This is a genomic window from Streptomyces sp. NPDC005899, assembly GCF_040629645.1.
Taxonomy (GTDB): domain Bacteria; phylum Actinomycetota; class Actinomycetes; order Streptomycetales; family Streptomycetaceae; genus Streptomyces.
Genome location: NZ_JBEXWB010000100.1, coordinates 1 through 18034, shown reverse-complemented (window position 1 = coordinate 18034; position 18034 = coordinate 1). Strand labels below are relative to the sequence as shown.

Genomic DNA, 18034 nt, shown 5'->3' with positions numbered 1-18034 from the left:
CGGTGGCGCCCGCGTCGCGGTGCCCGGGCCCGGGCCCCCGCACTGCGTGCTCCGCGGCTTCCGGCACCCGTGCGTCCCGCGTGCCACGTCCGGACACCGGCGGGGTGACCGTGCCGGCCGCGGCGGCGAGGGCCTGGGCGAGACCGCCCATCTCCACGTGCACCACGGCGACCGGTTTGGCCGGGCCGGCGGCGGCCGCCTCGCGCAGCGCGTCGGCGAGGACCTCCCCGTCGCCGGTCTCCGTCTCGCCGTTCTCCCCCACCCACGGGATCGCGGTGACGACGACCGCGTCGCAGGTGCGGTCGTCGAGCGCTTCGGCCAGCGCGGCGCGGAAGTCGTCCGGCCCCGCCGCCGTGGTGAGGTCGCGGGGCGGGCCCGGGCGGAGGCCCTCGGCCAGGCAGGCGTCGTACGCCAGGAGACCGAGCGACTCGGAGTTCCCGAGAATCGCCACCCTGGGTCCGGCCGGCAGGGGCTGGCCGGCCAGGAGCAGGCCGGCGTCGACCATCTCCGTCACGGTGTCGACGCGGATCACGCCCGCCTGACGCATCAGCGCGGAGACCGTGGCGTCGGGGATCCGGCTCACCGGGACCGCGTGGCCGGGCGGGGCCGAGCCGCTGTGCCGGGCGCCCTTCACGACGACCACGGGCTTCACCGCGGCCGTACGGCGGGCGAGCCGGGTGAACTTGCGCGGGTTGCCGATGGATTCGAGGTAGAGCAGGGCCACATCGGTGTCCGGGTCCTCGAACCAGTACTGCAGGAAGTCGTTGCCGGAGACGTCGGCCCGGTTGCCCGCGGAGATGAAGGAGGACAGACCCGCGCCGCGCCGGTGGAGGCCGGAGAGTACGGCGATGCCGATGGCACCGGACTGGGTGAAGAGGCCGATGCGGCCCGCCGTGGGCGACTGGGGGGCGAGGGAGGCGTTCAGCCGGACGGCCTCGGAGGTGTTGATGACGCCGAAGGCGTTGGGGCCGATGATCCGCATGCCGTACGAGCGGGCCTGGCGCACGAGTTCTCGCTGCCTGTCCCGCCCTTCGGCGCCGCGCTCGGCGTAGCCGGCGGAGATCACGACGAGCCCCCGCACCCCGTGTTCGCCGCAGTCGGCGACGGCCTCGGGCACCCGGTCGGCGGGTACCGCGAGGATCGCGAGGTCGACCCGCTCGCCGATCTCCCCCACCGAGCGGTGTGCGGGCACACCGTCGACCAGGTCCTGCCCGGGGGCGAAGGACCGGTTCACGGCGTACACGCGTCCGGTGAAGCCCGAGCCGAGCAGGTTGCGCAGCACCGCGCGGCCGACGCCGCCGGGCGCCCGGCCTGCGCCTACGACCGCGACGGATCCGGGGGCCAGCAGGCGCTGCACCGACCGCGCCTCGGCCCGCTGTTCACGGCCCAGCTGGACGGCGAGGGACTCGGCGGTGGGTTCCAGGTCGAGGGTGAGGTGGACCGCTCCGTCCTCGAAGCTGCGCTGCTGGGTGTAGCCGGCGTCCCGGAACACTTTGATCATCTTGTTGTTGGCGGGCAGTACCTCCGCGGCGAAGCGGCGGATGCCCCGCTCCCGGGCGACGGCGGCGATGTGCTCCAGGAGCGCCGACGCCACGCCGCGGCCCTGGTGCGCGTCCTGGACGAGGAAGGCGACCTCGGCCTCGTCGGCGGGGGCGGAGGCGGGTCTCCCCAGGTCGTCGATCCGGTCGTAGCGGACGGTGGCGATGAACTCGCCGCCGATCGTGACCGCCAGGCCGACCCGGTCGACGTAGTCGTGATGGGTGAAGCGGTGCACGTCCCTGGCCGAGAGGCGCGGGTACGGAGCGAAGAAGCGGTAGTACTTCGACTCGGCGGAGACCTGTTCGTAGAAGCTGACCAGCCGCTCGGCGTCGTCCGTGGTGATGGGCCGGATGCGCGCCGTGCCACCGTCCCGGAGCACCACGTCGGCCTCCCAGTGGTCGGGGTACGCGTAGTGCGGACTCTGCTCCGGGGTCGGCTCCATGGACAGAGCCTACGACCCGGCACACCGGTCGCGGCGGGTCCGGGGGCGGGGCACGCTGGGTGATGTCGCCCGGCGGTGGGCGACGCGCCGTAGCCGGGCACGGCAGCATGCGCCGCATGAGACACTGGTCTAGACAACCCATTGATACGTGAAGGGCAGAACCATGGCTGAGCGCCGCGTCAACGTCGGTTGGACCGAGGGCCTGCACGCCCGCCCCGCTTCCATCTTCGTCCGTGCCGCCACGGCTTCCGGCGTTCCTGTGACGATCGCCAAGGCCGACGGCAACCCGGTCAACGCGGCCTCCATGCTCGCGGTGCTCGGCCTGGGCGCCCAGGGCGGCGAGGAGATCGTGCTGGCTTCCGAGGCCGACAACGCCGAGGCCGCCCTGGACCGCCTGGCGAAGCTGGTCGCCGAGGGTCTCGAGGAGCTTCCCGAGACCGTCTGAACCGGCCGGTTCCCACCGGGACCGCATCGAGCGCCCGAGCCGCGGCACCCCTTCGGGGAGCCGCGGCTCCGCCGTTCCCGGAAGCACTCCCGAATTCCCCAAGGGGAACGCAGGTACCGAAAGGCATGAATAGCGCGATCGGGCAGCGAAAAGAAAGCCCTGCGCGCATTACCTTCTTTGTATACGGCGCCTTTGTTAATGGCGCACGCCTGCGGTGTTTACGGCATGTTGCGAAGTACTCACCCTCGCCGCTCCCGCCCCGCGCGCCGCCCGGTCCGTGCGGCGCAACCGGTGCGCGGCGGTGGCCTGCTCCGCGTGCCGGGCCGCGAGCAGCCTCGCCCTCTCCACGTCACCGCGGGCCACGGCGTCCACGATGGCGCCGTGCTCGGCCCACGAGTCGGCCGGGCGGACCGGCCGCTCCACCGTGTACATCCAGGCGATCTTGTGCCGGAGCTGGGTGAGCAGCGCGATCAGGGCGGGGCTCCCGGACGCCTGCGCCAGCGTCTCGTGGAACCAGCCGCCCAGCGAGCGCAGATCCTCCCCCTCGCCCCGCCGCACCCGCTCCTGACCGAGCCTGACCAGGCCGCGGAGCACCTTGAGGTGCGCCTCGGTCCGGCGCTGCGCCGCCCGGGCGGCGCCCAGCGGCTCCAGGAGCATCCGGATCTCCAGCAGGTCGGCGGCCTCCTGCTCCGTCGGCTCGGCCACGCAGGCTCCGGCATGCCGGCGGGTGACGACGAACCCCTCGGACTCCAGCGTCCGCAGCGCCTCCCGCACCGGGACGCGGGAGACGCCGTAGCGGCGCGCGAGCACCTCTTCGGTCAGGCGGCTGCCGCGCTCGAAGACACCTGAGACGATGTCGTCACGGACCGCCGTGCATACCGAATGCGCGGGAATGCGCATGTCCGAACCTCCGTCTTGATCCCCGCGGAACGCGGCCGACCGACGCCTGTTCTGTGACTCTATTGCAATCCATCGCGATTTCCGACGGAGAGCCGGAATTCATTTGTATTCGCTGCCCGCCGTACGACTCGGCCGCCGGCCGAGACCCACTCCGCCGGCCGGGCACGCCGAAGGCCCCGGCGGGATGCCGGGGCCTGGAGGGCGGACGCGGTGCCGGGCGATGCCGGACCCGTCAGGGCTGCCGGAGCCGTCAGAGCATGACGCCGTGCGCACGGAGGTAGGCGACGGGGTCCATGTCCGAGCCGTACTCCGGCGTCGTCCGCGCCTCGAAGTGCAGGTGCGGACCGGTGGAGTTGCCGGTCGAGCCGGACAGGCCGATCTGCTGGCCCGAGGTGACGCTCTGCCCGACGGAGACGCCGATCGAGGAGAGGTGGCCGTACTGGGTGTACGTGCCGTCCGTCATCCGGAGCACGATGTTGTTGCCGTACGCACCGCCCCAGCCCGCCTCGACGACCGTACCGGCGCCGACCGCGACGACGGAGCTGCCGGAGGCCGCGCGGAAGTCCACACCGGAGTGGCTCCCGGAGGACCAGAGCGCGCCACCGGACCGGTAGCCGGTGGTCACGGAGGAGCCTGCGACCGGGAGACGGAAGGCGTTGAGCCTGGCACGCTCCTCGGCGCGGGCGGCCCGCGCCTTCGCCTCACGCGCCTCCGCGGCGCGGGCCTCGGCCCTGCGCTTCGCCTCGGCCTCCGCCCTGGCCTTCGCCGCGACGTCGGCCTGGTGCCGCTGGGCCTCGGCCTGGGCGGCGATCCGGCCGGCGAGGGTGGTGCCGATGGCAGTGGCCTGGGTGAGCCCGGTGTCGCTGACGGAGGGCGCCTCGGCCTCCGCGGCGAGGGCGGGGGACGCCGTGGCGCCCATGACGCCGGCGGTGGCCAGGGCAGCGATGCCGGCGGCCCGGGCACTGTGGCGCGACAGGCGGCTCGGGGCACGGTGCTTCCCGGTGGCACGGGTGAACGGCATTGAGGGGCTGATCCTTTCCTTCCTTCTCGCCTACCGGGTTAGCTGACGGGTTCGGAGCAGGAAGGTCTCCTACGGGTCCCCGCACCTCTCGTGAGACACGGGCATCCGATTCACCCCAGGGACTGCGTGGGTCCCCGGCTCCCCAGGCTCGCGCCTGACGGGGACTCGGCGATGGCTGCCCGGCGCCGCGGACGCGGCAGATGTCCGACGGACAGCCGGATCGACGCTAGGCCGGACCCCTGTCGATCACCAAACGGACACGGCCTCGTGTCACACATCCCACAGGGCATACAGCACCGGACGCCTTCAAGACGGACAAAAGGGAGCGGGTGGAAGGAACGGACAGAAGGGGGCGGCCCCCGGCGAGCACCTCTCGCCGGGGCCCGCCCCCTTTCTGCCGTCCCGTCAGCCCGGAGGGGTCAGCCGCTGACGACCGACACCTCACCGATGCCCAGCGCCCTGACGGGATCCGCGATCTGCGCGGCGTCCCCGACGAGGACGGTGACCAGACGGTCCACCGGGAAGGCGTTGACCACCGCGGCGGTCGCCTCCACGGTGCCGGTCTCGGCCAGGCGCGCGTACAGCCGGGCCTGGTAGTCGTCCGGCAGGTGCTGCTCCACCTGGTCGGCGAGGGTCCCCGCGACGGAGGCGGCCGTCTCGTACTTCAGCGGGGCCACCCCGACGAGGTTCTGCACGGCGGTCTCCCGCTCGGCGTCGGTGAGTCCCTCGGCCGCCAGGGTCCGCAGGACCGTCCACAGGTCCTGGAGCGCCGGACCGGTGGACTCCGTGTCCACGGAACCGCTGATGGCGAGCATCGCGGCCCCGGTCGCCCCGGAGGACGAGCCGGGCGCCGTCGAACGCAGCACCTGCGCGAAGGCCCGGACCCCGTAGGTGTAGCCCTTCTCCTCGCGCAGCACCCGGTCCAGCCGCGAGGTGAGGGTGCCGCCGAGGCAGTACGTGCCGAGCACCTGGGCCGGCCACACGCTGTCGTGCCGGTCCGCACCGATCCGGCCGATCAGCAGCTGCGTCTGTACGGCGCCGGGCCGGTCCACGATGACGACCCGCCCGGTGTCGTCCGCGGTGATCGGCGGTACCGGACGCGCCCGGCCCGCGTCGCCCGACCAGTCGCCGACCGTCTCGGCCAGCAGCGCGTCCAGGTCCACACCGGTGAGGTCGCCGACGACGACGGCCGTCGCCGTGGAGGGGCGGACGTGCGCGTCGAAGAAGGCGCGCACGGCGGCGGCGTCGATCCGGCGCACCGTCTCCTCGGTGCCCTGGCGCGGACGGGACATCCGGGCCGTGGCCGGGAAGAGCGCCTTGGAGAGCTGTTTGGCGGCGCGCCTGGCCGGATTGGCCTGCTCGTGCGGGATCTCGTCGAGCCGGTTGCCGACGAGGCGCTCGATCTCGCTCTCGGCGAAGGCCGGGGCGCGCAGCGCTTCGGCGACCAGCCCGAGGGCCTTGGCCAGCCGGGACACCGGGACCTCCAGGGACACACGGAGGCCGGGGTGGTCGGCGTGCGCGTCCAGGGTGGCGCCGCAGCGCTCCAGCTCGGCGGCGAACTCCTCCGCGGAGTGCTTGTCCGTGCCCTCGGACAGCGCTCGCGCCATGATCGTGGCGACGCCGTCCAGGCCCTCCGGCTCGGCGTCCAGCGGCGCGTCCAGGAAGATCTCCACGGCGACGACCTGCTGGCCGGGGCGGTGGCAGCGCAGCACGGTCAGCCCGTTGGGCAGGGCGCCACGCTCCGGCGCGGGGAAGGCCCAGGGCCTGGCCTCGCCGGCGGTCGGCTGCGGGTGGAACTCCATCGCTACTCCAGTCACGGCGGCGTCGGTCACTTGTCGGCCCCTTCGTGCGCGTCGGCGGCGTCCGGGGTGGCCGCCCCGGACGCTTCGCCGGGCTCGCCGGCCTCGTCGGACGGTTCGAGCGGCTCGTACACCAGGACCGCCCGGTTGTCGGGCCGCAGGTGCGCCCGGGCGGCCTCCCGTACCTCGTCGGCGGTCACGTCGAGGACGCGCCCCACGGCGGTCAGGGCGAGCTGCGGGTCACCGAACAGGACCGCGTAGCGGCACAGTTCGTCGGCGCGGCCCGCGACCGTACCGAGCCGGTCGAGCCACTCGCGCTCCAACTGGGCCTGCGCCCGCTCCATCTCCTCCGGAGTGGGGCCCTCCTCGGCGAACCTGGCCAGTTCCTCGTCGACGGCCGACTCGATCCGCGGCACCTCCACGCCACCGGACGTCTTGACGTCCAGCCATCCCAGCGAGGGTGCTCCGGCGAGCCTGAGCAGCCCGAAGCCCGCGGCGACCGCGGTGCGGTCGCGGCGCACCAGGCGGTTGTGGAGGCGGGAGGACTCGCCGCCGCCGAGCACGGTGAGGGCCAGGTCGGCGGCGTCGCACTCCCTGGTGCCGTCGTGCGGCAGCCGGTAGGCCGCCATCAGGGCGCGCGCCGGCACCTCCTCGTGGACGACCTCGCGCAGCTGCTCGCCGATGATGCCGGGGAGGGAGCCGTCACGCGGCGGCTGCTTGCCGTCGTGGGAGGGGATGGAGCCGAAGTACTTCTCGACCCAGGCCAGTGTCCGCTCCGGGTCGATGTCCCCGACGACCGAGAGGACCGCGTTGTTGGGCGCGTAGTACGTACGGAAGAACGCCCGTGCGTCCTCGAGGGTCGCCGCGTCCAGGTCGGCCATCGAGCCGATCGGCGTGTGGTGGTACGGGTGGCCCTCCGGGTAGGCGAGAGCCGTGAGCTTCTCGAACGCCGTGCCGTAGGGGACGTTGTCGTACCGCTGGCGCCGCTCGTTCTTCACGACGTCCCGCTGGTTCTCCATGGACTCCTCGTCGAGCGCGGCGAGCAGCGAGCCCATCCGGTCCGCCTCGAGCCACAGGGCCAGCTCCAGCTGGTGCGTGGGCATGGTCTCGAAGTAGTTGGTGCGCTCGAAGCTGGTGGTGCCGTTGAGGGAACCGCCCGCCCCCTGCACCAGCTCGAAGTGCCCGTTCCCCTTCACCTGGCCGGAGCCCTGGAACATCAGGTGCTCGAAGAGGTGGGCGAGACCGGTGCGTCCCTCGACCTCGTGGCGGGAACCGACGTCGTACCAGAGGCAGACGGCGGCGACCGGGGTCAGATGGTCCTCGGAGAGCACCACGCGCAGGCCGTTGGCCAGGCGGTGCTCGGTCGCCGTCAAGCCGCCGGAACCGGCCTGGGCTGTGGCCGTGTGACCCATGGGCATGTACGTCCCTTCGATCGGTACAGGATTTCCTGCCGGACCTGCCACTGTAAGCAAGCGCGCGGGCACCTGGCGAAGTTCCCGTCGGGTGAATGTTGTCGTAGATGGTGCCGTACCCGGGGGCTCCCCGGCGGCTCGGAGGGATGCTTCGGACGGGTCGAGGTCGGCGTTGTCGGTGCGGCGGTCCACAATGGTCGGCGTCAGAACCTGAGGTTGCCCGACAGAATCTGTGAAGGAGTCGCAGCCGCGATGGCCCGCCGCAGCACGAAGACCCCGCCGCCGGACGACTTCGAGGAGAAGATCCTCGACATCGACGTCGTCGACGAAATGCAGGGCTCCTTCCTCGAGTACGCGTACTCGGTGATCTACTCCAGGGCACTGCCCGACGCCCGCGACGGCATGAAGCCCGTGCACCGCCGCATCGTGTCCCAGATGCACGAGATGGGGCTGCGCCCCGACAGGGGCTACGTGAAGTGCGCCCGCGTCGTGGGTGAGGTGATGGGCAAGCTGCACCCGCACGGCGACGCGTCGATCTATGACGCACTGGTGCGCATGGCACAGCCGTTCTCGATGCGCCTGCCCCTCGTCGACGGACACGGCAACTTCGGTTCGCTCGGCAACGACGACCCGCCGGCCGCCATGCGGTACACCGAGTGCCGGATGGCGGACGCCACCTCGCTCATGACGGAGTCGATCGACGAGGACACCGTCGACTTCCAGTCCAACTACGACGGCCAGGAGCAGGAGCCCGTCGTCCTGCCCGCCGCCTACCCGAACCTCCTGGTCAACGGGGCCTCGGGCATCGCGGTCGGCATGGCCACCAACATGCCTCCGCACAACCTCGGCGAGGTGATCGCCGCGGCCCGCCACCTCATCCGGCACCCGGGCGCCGACCTCGAGACGCTGATGCGCTTCGTACCCGGACCCGACCTGCCGACCGGCGGGAGGATCGTCGGGCTCGGGGGCATCAAGGACGCGTACGCCAAGGGGCGGGGCACGTTCAGGATCCGCGCGACCGTCGCGATAGAGAACGTCACCGCCCGCCGCAAGGGGCTCGTCGTCACCGAACTCCCCTTCACGGTCGGCCCGGAGAAGGTGATCGCCAAGATCAAGGACCTCGTCGGGGCGAAGAAGCTCCAGGGCATCGCGGACGTCAAGGACCTCACCGACCGCTCCCACGGCCTGCGTCTGGTGATCGAGGTCAAGAACGGCTTCGTGCCGGAGGCCGTGCTGGAGCAGCTCTACAAGCTGACGCCGATGGAGGAGTCCTTCGGCATCAACAACGTGGCACTGGTCGACGGCCAGCCGCTCACCCTGGGGCTCAAGGAGCTCCTGGAGGTCTACCTCGACCACCGCTTCGACGTGGTCCGCCGGCGCAGCGAGTTCCGCAGGACCAAGCGCCGCGACCGGCTGCACCTGGTCGAGGGCCTGCTGGTCGCGCTGCTCGACATCGACGAGGTCATCCGCCTCATCCGGGACAGCGACAACTCGGCGCAGGCCAAGGAGCGCCTGATGGGGCGCTTCTCGCTGAGCGAGATCCAGACGCAGTACATCCTGGACACGCCGCTGCGCAGGCTCACCCGGTTCGACCGGATCGAGCTGGAGGGTGAGCGCGACCGGCTGAGCGACGAGATCGCCGCGCTGACCGCGATCCTGGAGTCGGACGCGGAGCTGCGCAAGCTCGTGTCGGGGGAACTCGCCGCCGTGGCGAAGAAGTTCGGTACGGACCGGCGCACGGTGCTGCTGGAGTCGGCGGGTTCGCAGGTCGCCTCCGTGCCGCTCGAGGTCGCCGACGACCCGTGCCGGGTGCTCCTGTCGTCGACCGGCCTGCTGGCCCGTACGGCCAACGCCGACCCGGTCGTCGTGGCGGAGGACGCCAAGCGCACGAAGCACGACGTGATCGTCTCGGCCGTCCCCGCGACGGCGCGCGGGGACGTGGGCGCGGTGACGTCCGCCGGGCGGTTGCTGCGCCTCTCCGTGATCGATCTGCCGCAGCTGCCGGACACGCACGCGGCTCCGAGCCTGTCCGGCGGGGCGCAGGTCTCGGAGTTCCTGACGCTGGAGGCCGGCGAGAGTCTCGTCTGTCTCACCACGCTGGACGAGGCGTCGCCAGGCCTGGCCGTCGGCACCGTGCAGGGGGTGGTGAAGCGCGTGGTGCCCGACTATCCGGCGAACAAGGACGAGCTGGAGGTCATCACGCTCAGGGACGGTGACCGGATCGTCGGCGCGACGGAGCTGCGGACGGGCGACGAGGACCTGGTCTTCATCACGTCCGACGCGCAGCTGCTGCGCTATCCGGCCTCCCAGGTGCGCCCGCAGGGCCGTGCGGCGGGCGGTATGGCGGGCGTCAAGCTCGCGGCGGGGGCGTCGGTGCTCTCCTTCACCGCGGTGGACCCCGCGGCGGACGCCGTCGTGTTCACCGTGGCCGGATCGCACGGGACGCTGGACGACTCGGAGCTGACCTCGAAGCTCACCCCGTTCGATCAGTATCCGCGCAAGGGCCGGGCCACCGGCGGGGTGCGCTGTCAGCGCTTCCTCAAGGGGGAGGACGTCCTGGTGTTCGCCTGGGCGGGTGGCGTGCCGGCCAAGGCCGCGCAGGCGAACGGCTCGCCGGCGCAGCTGCCGGCCCCCGATCCGCGTCGTGACGGTTCCGGGACACCACTGCTGAGCCCGGTCGCGGTGATCGCCGGGCCCCTGTAGCCGTCCGGGAGCCGGGGAACGGGAGCGCGAGGCCGGCGGCGGGGCCCGTCCGCCCGCCCCCGGCCCCTTCCGGCTTCCCGGCTCCGGCCTTCCGGTCCCGCCCCCGGTTTCCGGGGGCGGGCGGGACCGCGTCAGGCCTGTCCGGCCCCGGGCCCTCGCGCGGCGCCGGGCACGCTCACGCCTCGTCGTCCTCGGGCTGCCGTACGTATCGCAGGACACCCCACATCGCGCGCTCCAGTTCGTCACCGGTGGCGGCCTGACCGCTCCCGCAGCAGTCCGAGAGCGCCTCGTGCAGCGCGTCGGCGTCGATGCCGGAACCGATCAGCACCAGTTGCGTGCACTGCGGCTCGTCCCGGGGCCATGGCCGGGGGACGAAGCGCAGGAACCTGCCGACGGCGTGGAGGGTGTACCGGTTGGTCCGGTCGCCGGCCCCGAAGTCGGCGAACCCCTTGATCCGGTACAGGCCGGCCGGCCGGGAGTCGAGGAACGCCATGAAGCGGCGCGGGTCCAACGGCGTCTTCGAGGTGAAGGAGACGCTCTCGTACGTGGCGTGCGGATGCCCGTCGTGGTCGTCGTCCGCCCCCTCCAGGAGATCCTCGAACGTGAGCTGACGGGGGCCGCCGTCCTCGTCCGGCCGGTGCACGGGGTCGAGGAGCAGCCCCGGATCGACCTTCCCGTAGGAGGTGCGTACGATCGCGGCCCTGCTTCCGGCCGTCGCGATCACCGCGTGGACGGCCCGGAGTTCCGCTTCCCCGACCCGGTCGGCCTTGTTCAGCACGATGAGGTCGGCGACAGCCAGGTGCCGGTCCGTCTCCGGGTGGCGCTTCCGGGTGGCGGTGAACTCGGCCGCGTCGACGACCTCGACCAGTCCGCCGTAGCGGATGTGCGGGTTGTCGCTGGCCAGCAGCATCCGTACGAGTTCCTGGGGCTCGGCCAGGCCGCTGGCCTCGATGACGATCACGTCGAGCCGGGCGGCGGGTGCGGTGAGGGTCTCCAGGTAGGTGTCGAGTTCGCTCGCGTCGACGGCGCAGCACAGGCAGCCGTTGCCCAGCGAGACGGTGGAGCCGACCTGGCCGGCCACGGTCATGGCGTCGATCTCGATGGCCCCGAAGTCGTTGACGACCACGCCGATCCGGTTGTCCGCCCTGTTGCGCAGCAGGTGGTTGAGGAGGGTCGTCTTACCGGAGCCCAGAAACCCCGCCAGGACGACGACCGGGATCTGCGAGGCGCGTGGCGGGGTCAACGAGGGCCTTCCTCAGGTGGGGTCAGGGTGCCGGTACGGGCTGCGGGGGCGGAGGTCCGACGTAGCGGGCCGCCGGGCGGATGATCTTCGAGTCCTCCGCCTGCTCCAGGATATTCGCGCTCCAGCCGACCATGCGCGCCGCACAGAAGGTGGGCGTGAACATCTCCCGGGGCAGCCCGCAGAGCTCCATGACGACCCCCGCGTAGAACTCCACGTTCGTGTGCAGTTCACGCCCGGGTTTCAGCTCGGCGAGGATCGCCTCCACCTGCCGTTCCACCTGCACCGCGAAGTCGGCGAGCGGGCCGCCGAAGCTCTGGGCGACGGAGCGGAGCATGCGGGAGCGGGGGTCCTCGGTGCGGTAGACCGGGTGCCCGAATCCCATGATCCGACCGCCCGCGAGGACCTGCGCGCGGATCCAGCCGTCGATCCGGTCCGGGGTGCCGATGGCGTCCAGGGTGTCCAGCGCCCGGCTCGGCGCGCCGCCGTGCAAGGGCCCGGACAGCGCGCCGATCGCGGCGACCAGGCAGGCAGCCGTGTCCGCGCCGGTGGAGGCGACCACCCGGGCGGTGAACGTGGAGGCGTTGAAGCCGTGGTCGACGGTCGCGACGAGATAGCGCTCGACGGCCGAGGCCCGCGCGGCGTCCGGTTCGCGCCCGGTCAGCATGTAGAGGTAGTTGGCCGCGAAGGGGAGGTCGTCGCGCGGCTCGACCGGCCGCAGGCCCTGGCCGAGCCGGTGGAGAGCGGTCAGCACGGTGGGCACCGCGGCGCAGGCGGCGAGGGCGTCCTCGCGACGGTGCCCGGCGTCGAGGTCGTACACCGGGCGGAAGCCGGCCGCGGCGCCGAGCAGCGAGAGCGCGGTGCGGAGGCCGGCGAGGGGGCCGGACGCGGCACCGGCGCGCGCGATGCCGGGCAGCGCCTCGCGTACCTCGGGGGGCAGGTGGCGCAGAGCGGCCGTCCGGGCTGCGAAGCCGGCGCTCTCGGCCCGGCCGGGTAGCTCGCCGTGGAACATCAAGTACCAGACGTCCTCGAAGCTGCGGCTCTCCGCCAGCTCGATCGCCGAGTAGTGCCGGTAGTGGTAGAAGCCCTCGCGCCCACGGACGTCGCCGAGCGCGGTGTCGGTGACGATCACACCGGCAAGGCCCCGGGGCACGTCGAGCGGGGCGGTTTCGGTACTGGCAGCAGGCATGTCCGGTCTCTCCTTCACCGATCACGTGCACATCACATTGATTCGACTGTCCTTGATTGACTGGTTGGGTGTCAACATTGATTGAATCAACATGACTACTGGATGGGGCACCACGAGAGGGATACGGTGTGGGCCATGACGCATGAGGCACCGCACGGTCCGGTAGCAGGCGGTTCCGCGGAGGAGGACGGGCTGACGACCCGTGAGGCGGCCGCCCTCCTCGGAGTGAAGCCGGAAACCGTGTACGCGTACGTGAGCCGGGGACAGCTCAGCAGCAGGCGCTCCCCCGGCGGACGCGGATCCGTCCTCGACCGCGCCGAGGTCGAGCGGCTGGCCGGGCGCACAGGACGCCGGGAGGCCCCGGCTGCCGCGGGTGACCTCGTCTTCCGCACCGGCATCACCCTCATCGAGCCGGACCGGTACTACTTCCGTGGCGTCGACGCGACGGACCTCGCCGGCCGGTACGGCTTCGAGGAGGTCGCCGAGTGGATCTGGACCGGGGAGCTCCGCCCGGGCGCCCGTTTCACCGCGCCGCCCGAAGCGCTCGCCGCGGCCCGGCGGGTGGCCGGGGCCCTGCCCGCCCACAGCAATGCCACCGACCGGCTGCGGGCGGCCGTCACCGCCGCGGCCGCTGTCGACCCGCTGCGGTTCGACCTCACGACCGAGGGGGTGCTCAGCAGCGCGCGCGGTCTGGTCCCGACCCTGGTCGGCGCCCTCCCCATGGCCGCCGGGCAGGCCACGCGGAACCCCGGCGCCGAGGAGGGCGCCGGCAGCTCCCTGGCCGCCCGGCTGTGGTCGCGGCTCACGGCCGCGTCGGCCGACGCGGCCTCGCTGACCGTGCTGGACACGGCCCTCGCGCTGCTGGCCGACCACGATCTGGCGGCTTCGACGCTCGCGGCACGGGTCGCCGCGTCGGCCCACGCCCACCCCTACGCGGTGGTGTCCGCCGGACTGGGCGTCCTCGAGGGACCCCTGCACGGGGCGGCGAGCGGACTGGCGCACCGCATGCTGTCCGAGGTCGTGGACCGGGGCGGCGCGGCCCCGGTCGTCGCCGATCACCTGCGCACCGGCCGCAGGGTCCCGGGGCTCGGACATCGCCTCTACTCGGGCGAGGACCCGCGGGCCCGGATGCTGTTCACGCTGCTGGCGGAGGTACCGCGGGCCGCCCCGGCACTGGCGGCCGCCCGCGACGTCATCGCCACGGCGGCTCGCCACACACCGCTGCACGCCAACGTGGACCTGGCCCTGGCCGTCCTCTCGGTCGCGTACGGCATGCCGCCCGAGGCGGGCGAGACGGTGTTCGCGGTGTCCCGCACGGCCGGCTGGATCGCCCACGCGCTGGAGGAGTACGGGGAACGGCCGCTGCGCATGCGGCCCCGGGGCCAGTACACGGGGCCACGGCCGCCCCGGAGGCTGCCGGCCCCCGCGCCCTCTCACCCGTCGGCGTCTCCACCGCCCGGATCACCGCCGCCACTCCCACCCACAGGGCCTTCCGCAAAATAGCGACAGTCAGCGGGAAGTTCCGCGAGGCGGTTGAGCCGTCGATCCGCGCACCACCAGCTCCGGCTCGAAGAGCAACTCGTCCGACGGCACCGCCCGCCCCCCGATCTGCACGGTGAGCAGCTCGACCGCCGCCCGGCCCATGGCCTCGATGGGCTGGCGCACCGTGGTCAGCGGCGGCTCGGTGCAGTTCATGAACGCCGAGTCGTCGTATCCGACGACGGAGACGTCCGCCGGCACGGACTGGCCGCGGCGCCGCGCCGCCCGCACCGCGCCCAGGGCGAGCGGGTCGCTCGCGCAGATGATGCCGGTGACCCCCTGCTCGAGCAGCCTCATCGCGGCGGCCTGACCTCCCTCCAGCGAGAACATGGCCCGGGCGACCCACTCGTCCGGCACGGTCGCCCCCGACCGGGCGGCCAGCGCGCGGGCGGCGGCGAGCTTGCGCTGCGAGGGCACGTGGTCGGCCGGGCCGAGCACGAACCCGATCCGCTCGTGGCCGAGGGAGACGAGGTGGCGCCAGGCCTGCTCGACGGCCACCGAGTCGTCGCACGAGACGGCCGGGAAACCCAGACGGGCGATGGCGGCGTTGATCAGGACGACCGGGATCTTGCGGTCGGCGAGCACCTTGTAGTGGTCGTGGGGGGCATCGGCCTGCGCGTACAGTCCGCCGGCGAACACGACTCCCGACACCTGCTGCTGCAGGAGGAGCTCGACGTAGTCGGCCTCGGAGACGCCGCCCTTCGTCTGCGTACAGAGCACCGGCGTGAGTCCCTGCTGGGCGAGCGCGCCGCCCACCACTTCAGCGAAGGCCGGGAAGATCGGGTTCTGCAGCTCGGGCAGGACCAGACCGACCAGCCGGGCACGCTCACCCCGCAGCTGCGTGGGCCGCTCGTAGCCGAGGACGTCCAGCGCGGACAGGACGGCTTGCCTCGTGGCGTCCGAGACTCCAGGCTTGCCGTTCAGCACCCGGCTGACCGTGGCCTCGCTGACTCCTACCTTCTGGGCAACCTGAGCAAGTCGTCGCGTCATGAGCGCAAGATTAGCGCAAGAAATGCAAGAGGATTGCGCTGTGACGGAAGTTCCTGGAACGTTCACAGACGCGGGGCCGGTGGACAGGACCCATTGGCACAGACGTACGGGGCCGGGAGCGCCAACGGGGCGCACGGCCGGAGTGCACCGGACGCCGGAGTGCACGAGCCGAGAGCCGACGGCCGCATTTCGGAAAGCGCGGAAGGCCCTCTACCGTTCGTACGATGAGCGCCCCACCGACCGCTTCGCGGGGATCACGCCGGTTCGGGTGGCCGAAGCGGGTCTTCTCGTAGGTCCTGCTGATGCAGCTGTCCGTCGTCACCGGCGTCACCGTGCTGGTCACCGGCCTCTTCCTCGCACCGCTCAGCGCCCAGCTCGACGACGAGGCGATGCGGCGTGCCCTCGCGATCGCGCAGAGCACGGCGGCGCAGCCGCGGATCGCGCGGTCACTGCTCACCACCGGCCCCGACCCGGGCGGCGTCGTCCAGGACGCCGCCGAGCGGATCAGGCGGTCCACCGGCGCCGAGTACGTCGTGGTCATGGACAGGCGCGGGGTGCGCTGGTCGCACACGGACGTACCCCGGATCGGCGAGACGGTCTCCACCGATCCCAGCCCGGTCCTCGCGGGCCGGGACGTCATGGAGATCGACAGCGGCACACTCGGACGTTCCGCCCGCGGCAAGGTGCCCCTGCGCGACGAGGAGGGCAGGATCGTCGGCGCGGTGTCCGTCGGCATCGCGTACGACAGCGTCCGGGCACGGCTGCTCGCCGCGATCCCCGGACTGCTCGCCTATGCGGGCGGGGCGCTGGCCGTGGGGGCGCTCGCCGCGTACCTGATCTCCCGCCGCCTCCAGCGCCGGACCCATGACCTGGCCTTCTCGGACATCTCCGCGCTGCTGACCGAACGCGAGGCGATGCTCCACAGCATCCGTGAGGGAGTCGTCGCCCTCGACCGCAAGGGGCGCATCCGTCTGCTGAACGACGAGGCTCAGCGCCTGCTCGGACTCGGCCCCGACGCGGCCGGAACGCCGCTCGACGAGGCACTGGCGCCCGGCAGGACCGCCGACGTGCTGGCCGGCCGCGTCACCGGGGACGACCTCGTCACGGTGTGCGGGAGCCGCGTGCTGCTGGCCAACCGCATGCCGACCGACGACGGCGGGGCCGTGGCGACCCTGCGCGACCGCACGGAGCTCGAGTACCTGGGACGCGAGCTCGACTCGACCCGCGGCCTGATCGACGCCCTCCGCGCCCAGGACCACGAGCACGCCAACCGGCTGCACACGCTCCTGGGCCTGCTGGAGCTGGAGATGCACCAGGACGCGATGGAGTACGTCACCGAAGTGGTGGGGGTCCACCGGGCGACGGCGGAGCAGGTCACCGAGAAGGTCCACGACCCCCTGCTCGCGGCGCTGCTCGTCGGCAAGGCGGCGGTGGCCGCCGAACGCGGTGTGACGCTGAGCATGACGCCCGGAACACTGCTGCCGGACGGCCTGGTGGACCCGCGAGGGCTCGTCACTGTGGTCGGCAACCTGGTCGACAACGCGCTGGACGCCGCCGCGGGCACGGTGGACGCCCGGATCGACGTCGGCCTGCGGGCCGAAGGCCGTACCGTGGTGCTCCGTGTGCAGGACAGTGGGCCCGGCGTACCCGCCGGCCGGCGCGACGCGATCTTCCTCGAGGGCTGGTCGACCAAGGAACTGCCCGCCCACGGGAAACGTGGCCTCGGGCTCGCTCTGGTGCGGCGGCTCGCGGAGCGGCAGGGCGGCGGCGTCTCCGTGTCGGGCGCGCCCGGGAGCGGGGCGGTGTTCACCGTGATCCTTCCGGACGCGCTCGACGAACCGGCCCCGGACGGCGGATCCACAGGTCCACGTGACGGCGGAACGGCATGCGAAAGCCCTCCGGACGACGGAACGCCGGCGGGAGAGGCGCGACATCGCGCGGCACCGGCAGGAGAGGTGCGGCGGGACGGAGCGCCGGTGCGCGAACCGGCCGGACCGTCCGTCGGCGTACGGAACAACGGGCCCGCGGGAGCACCACCGGGAGCGTCCGCACCCGTGCGACCGCCCGCGTGGGGAGACGCGCCATGATCGAGGTACTGGTCGTGGACGACGACGTCCGGGTCGCGCGGATCAACGCCGCCTACGTGTCCAAGGTCCCGGGCTTCAGGGTGACCGCCCTGGCCCATTCCGCCGCCGGCGCCCTTGCCAGGGTCGACGAGGCGCACGTCGACCTGATCCTGCTGGACCACTACCTGCCGGACGGCAACGGTCTGGCCGTCGTGAGGGAACTGCGGGGACGCGGTCATCCCAGCGACGTGATCATGGTGACGGCGGCCCGCGATGTCGCGACCGTGCAGGCGGCGATGCGTCACGGCGCGCTGCAGTACCTCGTGAAGCCGTTCGCCTACGCGGGCCTGCGCACCAAGCTGGAGGCATACGCGGCACTGCGCCACACCTTCGAGACCGGCGGCGAGGCCGAGCAGCCGGACGTGGACAGGATGTTCGGCGCCCTGTGGGCGACGGCCGGCTCCGACCTGCCCAAGGGCCACTCGGCGACGACCGCCGAACTGGTCCGCCAGGCCCTCCGTACCGCCGAGGGGCCGCTCTCCGCCCAGGAGATCGCGCAGAGCGCCGGGATGAGCCGGCAGACGGCACAGCGCTACCTGAAGCTGCTCGAACGAACCGGACGCGTACGCCTGACCCTGCGGTACGGCGAGACGGGCCGTCCGGAGCACCTGTACACCTGGTCCACGGGTTCCTGAGACCCCGGGCCCCACGGCGCCTGCCGCCACCTCACCGTGCGCGGCGGGTGGCGG

Annotated in this window: 13 protein-coding genes and 1 riboswitch; of the genes, 5 read left to right on the top strand and 8 right to left on the bottom strand. The window is 72.7% G+C overall.

Annotation, left to right across the window (positions count from 1 at the left end):
• Nucleotides 1-1981 (bottom strand): GNAT family N-acetyltransferase (locus ABZ371_RS14425; RefSeq protein ID WP_358678378.1); only part of this gene is annotated, 1981 nt, incomplete at its 3' end.
• Between the two features lie 163 nt (nt 1982-2144).
• Between ABZ371_RS14425 and ABZ371_RS14420 the strand changes: the two genes are divergently transcribed.
• Nucleotides 2145-2426, top strand: a complete 282-nt coding sequence (locus tag ABZ371_RS14420) for an HPr family phosphocarrier protein (RefSeq protein WP_015611940.1) — start codon at nt 2145-2147, stop codon at nt 2424-2426.
• Nucleotides 2427-2621: 195 nt separating this feature from the next.
• Here ABZ371_RS14420 and ABZ371_RS14415 read toward each other — a convergent pair whose 3' ends face one another.
• The 4 genes from ABZ371_RS14415 to ABZ371_RS14400 form a co-directional block, all read right to left on the bottom strand.
• Nucleotides 2622-3326, bottom strand: a complete 705-nt coding sequence (locus tag ABZ371_RS14415) for a GntR family transcriptional regulator (protein WP_358678376.1) — start codon at nt 3324-3326, stop codon at nt 2622-2624.
• Nucleotides 3327-3576: 250 nt separating this feature from the next.
• Nucleotides 3577-4347, bottom strand: coding sequence for a M23 family metallopeptidase (locus ABZ371_RS14410; protein ID WP_358678374.1), 771 nt, complete (start codon nt 4345-4347; stop codon nt 3577-3579).
• Nucleotides 4348-4360: 13 nt separating this feature from the next.
• Nucleotides 4361-4528, bottom strand: a riboswitch (cyclic di-AMP (ydaO/yuaA leader).
• A 238-nt stretch (nt 4529-4766) separates the two neighbouring features.
• Nucleotides 4767-6149 carry a pitrilysin family protein gene (locus ABZ371_RS14405; RefSeq protein WP_358678381.1) on the bottom strand — a complete coding sequence of 461 codons (1383 nt, stop codon included), beginning with the start codon at nt 6147-6149 and terminating at the stop codon, nt 4767-4769.
• A gap of 26 nt (nt 6150-6175) precedes the next feature.
• On the bottom strand, nt 6176-7564 hold the full coding sequence (locus tag ABZ371_RS14400; RefSeq protein WP_358678372.1) for a pitrilysin family protein: 1389 nt from the start codon (nt 7562-7564) through the stop codon (nt 6176-6178).
• A gap of 246 nt (nt 7565-7810) precedes the next feature.
• Between ABZ371_RS14400 and ABZ371_RS14395 the strand changes: the two genes are divergently transcribed.
• Complete coding sequence (locus tag ABZ371_RS14395) at nt 7811-10261, top strand: DNA topoisomerase IV subunit A (protein ID WP_358678370.1); 2451 nt, start codon at nt 7811-7813, stop codon at nt 10259-10261.
• A 175-nt stretch (nt 10262-10436) separates the two neighbouring features.
• Here ABZ371_RS14395 and ABZ371_RS14390 read toward each other — a convergent pair whose 3' ends face one another.
• Together ABZ371_RS14390 and ABZ371_RS14385 are read right to left on the bottom strand one after the other, a co-directional pair.
• Nucleotides 10437-11504, bottom strand: a complete 1068-nt coding sequence (locus tag ABZ371_RS14390) for a GTP-binding protein (RefSeq protein ID WP_358678368.1) — start codon at nt 11502-11504, stop codon at nt 10437-10439.
• Between the two features lie 22 nt (nt 11505-11526).
• Entirely contained in the window at nt 11527-12690 is a 1164-nt protein-coding gene (locus ABZ371_RS14385) for a citrate/2-methylcitrate synthase (protein ID WP_358678365.1), read from the bottom strand.
• Between the two features lie 135 nt (nt 12691-12825).
• On the opposite strand from ABZ371_RS14385, the gene ABZ371_RS14380 reads away from it, so the two are divergent.
• Nucleotides 12826-14193 carry a citrate/2-methylcitrate synthase gene (locus ABZ371_RS14380; RefSeq protein ID WP_358678362.1) on the top strand — a complete coding sequence of 456 codons (1368 nt, stop codon included), beginning with the start codon at nt 12826-12828 and terminating at the stop codon, nt 14191-14193.
• Between the two features lie 6 nt (nt 14194-14199).
• On the opposite strand, the gene ABZ371_RS14375 is transcribed toward ABZ371_RS14380, so the two are convergent.
• Complete coding sequence (locus ABZ371_RS14375; protein WP_358678359.1) at nt 14200-15219, bottom strand: LacI family DNA-binding transcriptional regulator; 1020 nt, start codon at nt 15217-15219, stop codon at nt 14200-14202.
• 302 nt (nt 15220-15521) lie between these two features.
• Between ABZ371_RS14375 and ABZ371_RS14370 the strand changes: the two genes are divergently transcribed.
• Nucleotides 15522-17306: an ATP-binding protein gene (locus ABZ371_RS14370; RefSeq protein WP_358678357.1), complete on the top strand. Its 1785-nt coding sequence runs from the start codon at nt 15522-15524 to the stop codon at nt 17304-17306.
• Complete coding sequence (locus ABZ371_RS14365; protein ID WP_358678354.1) at nt 17303-17980, top strand: response regulator; 678 nt, start codon at nt 17303-17305, stop codon at nt 17978-17980. The genes ABZ371_RS14370 and ABZ371_RS14365 overlap by 4 nt, the downstream gene beginning before the upstream one ends.
• Nucleotides 17981-18034 lie beyond the last annotated feature (54 nt).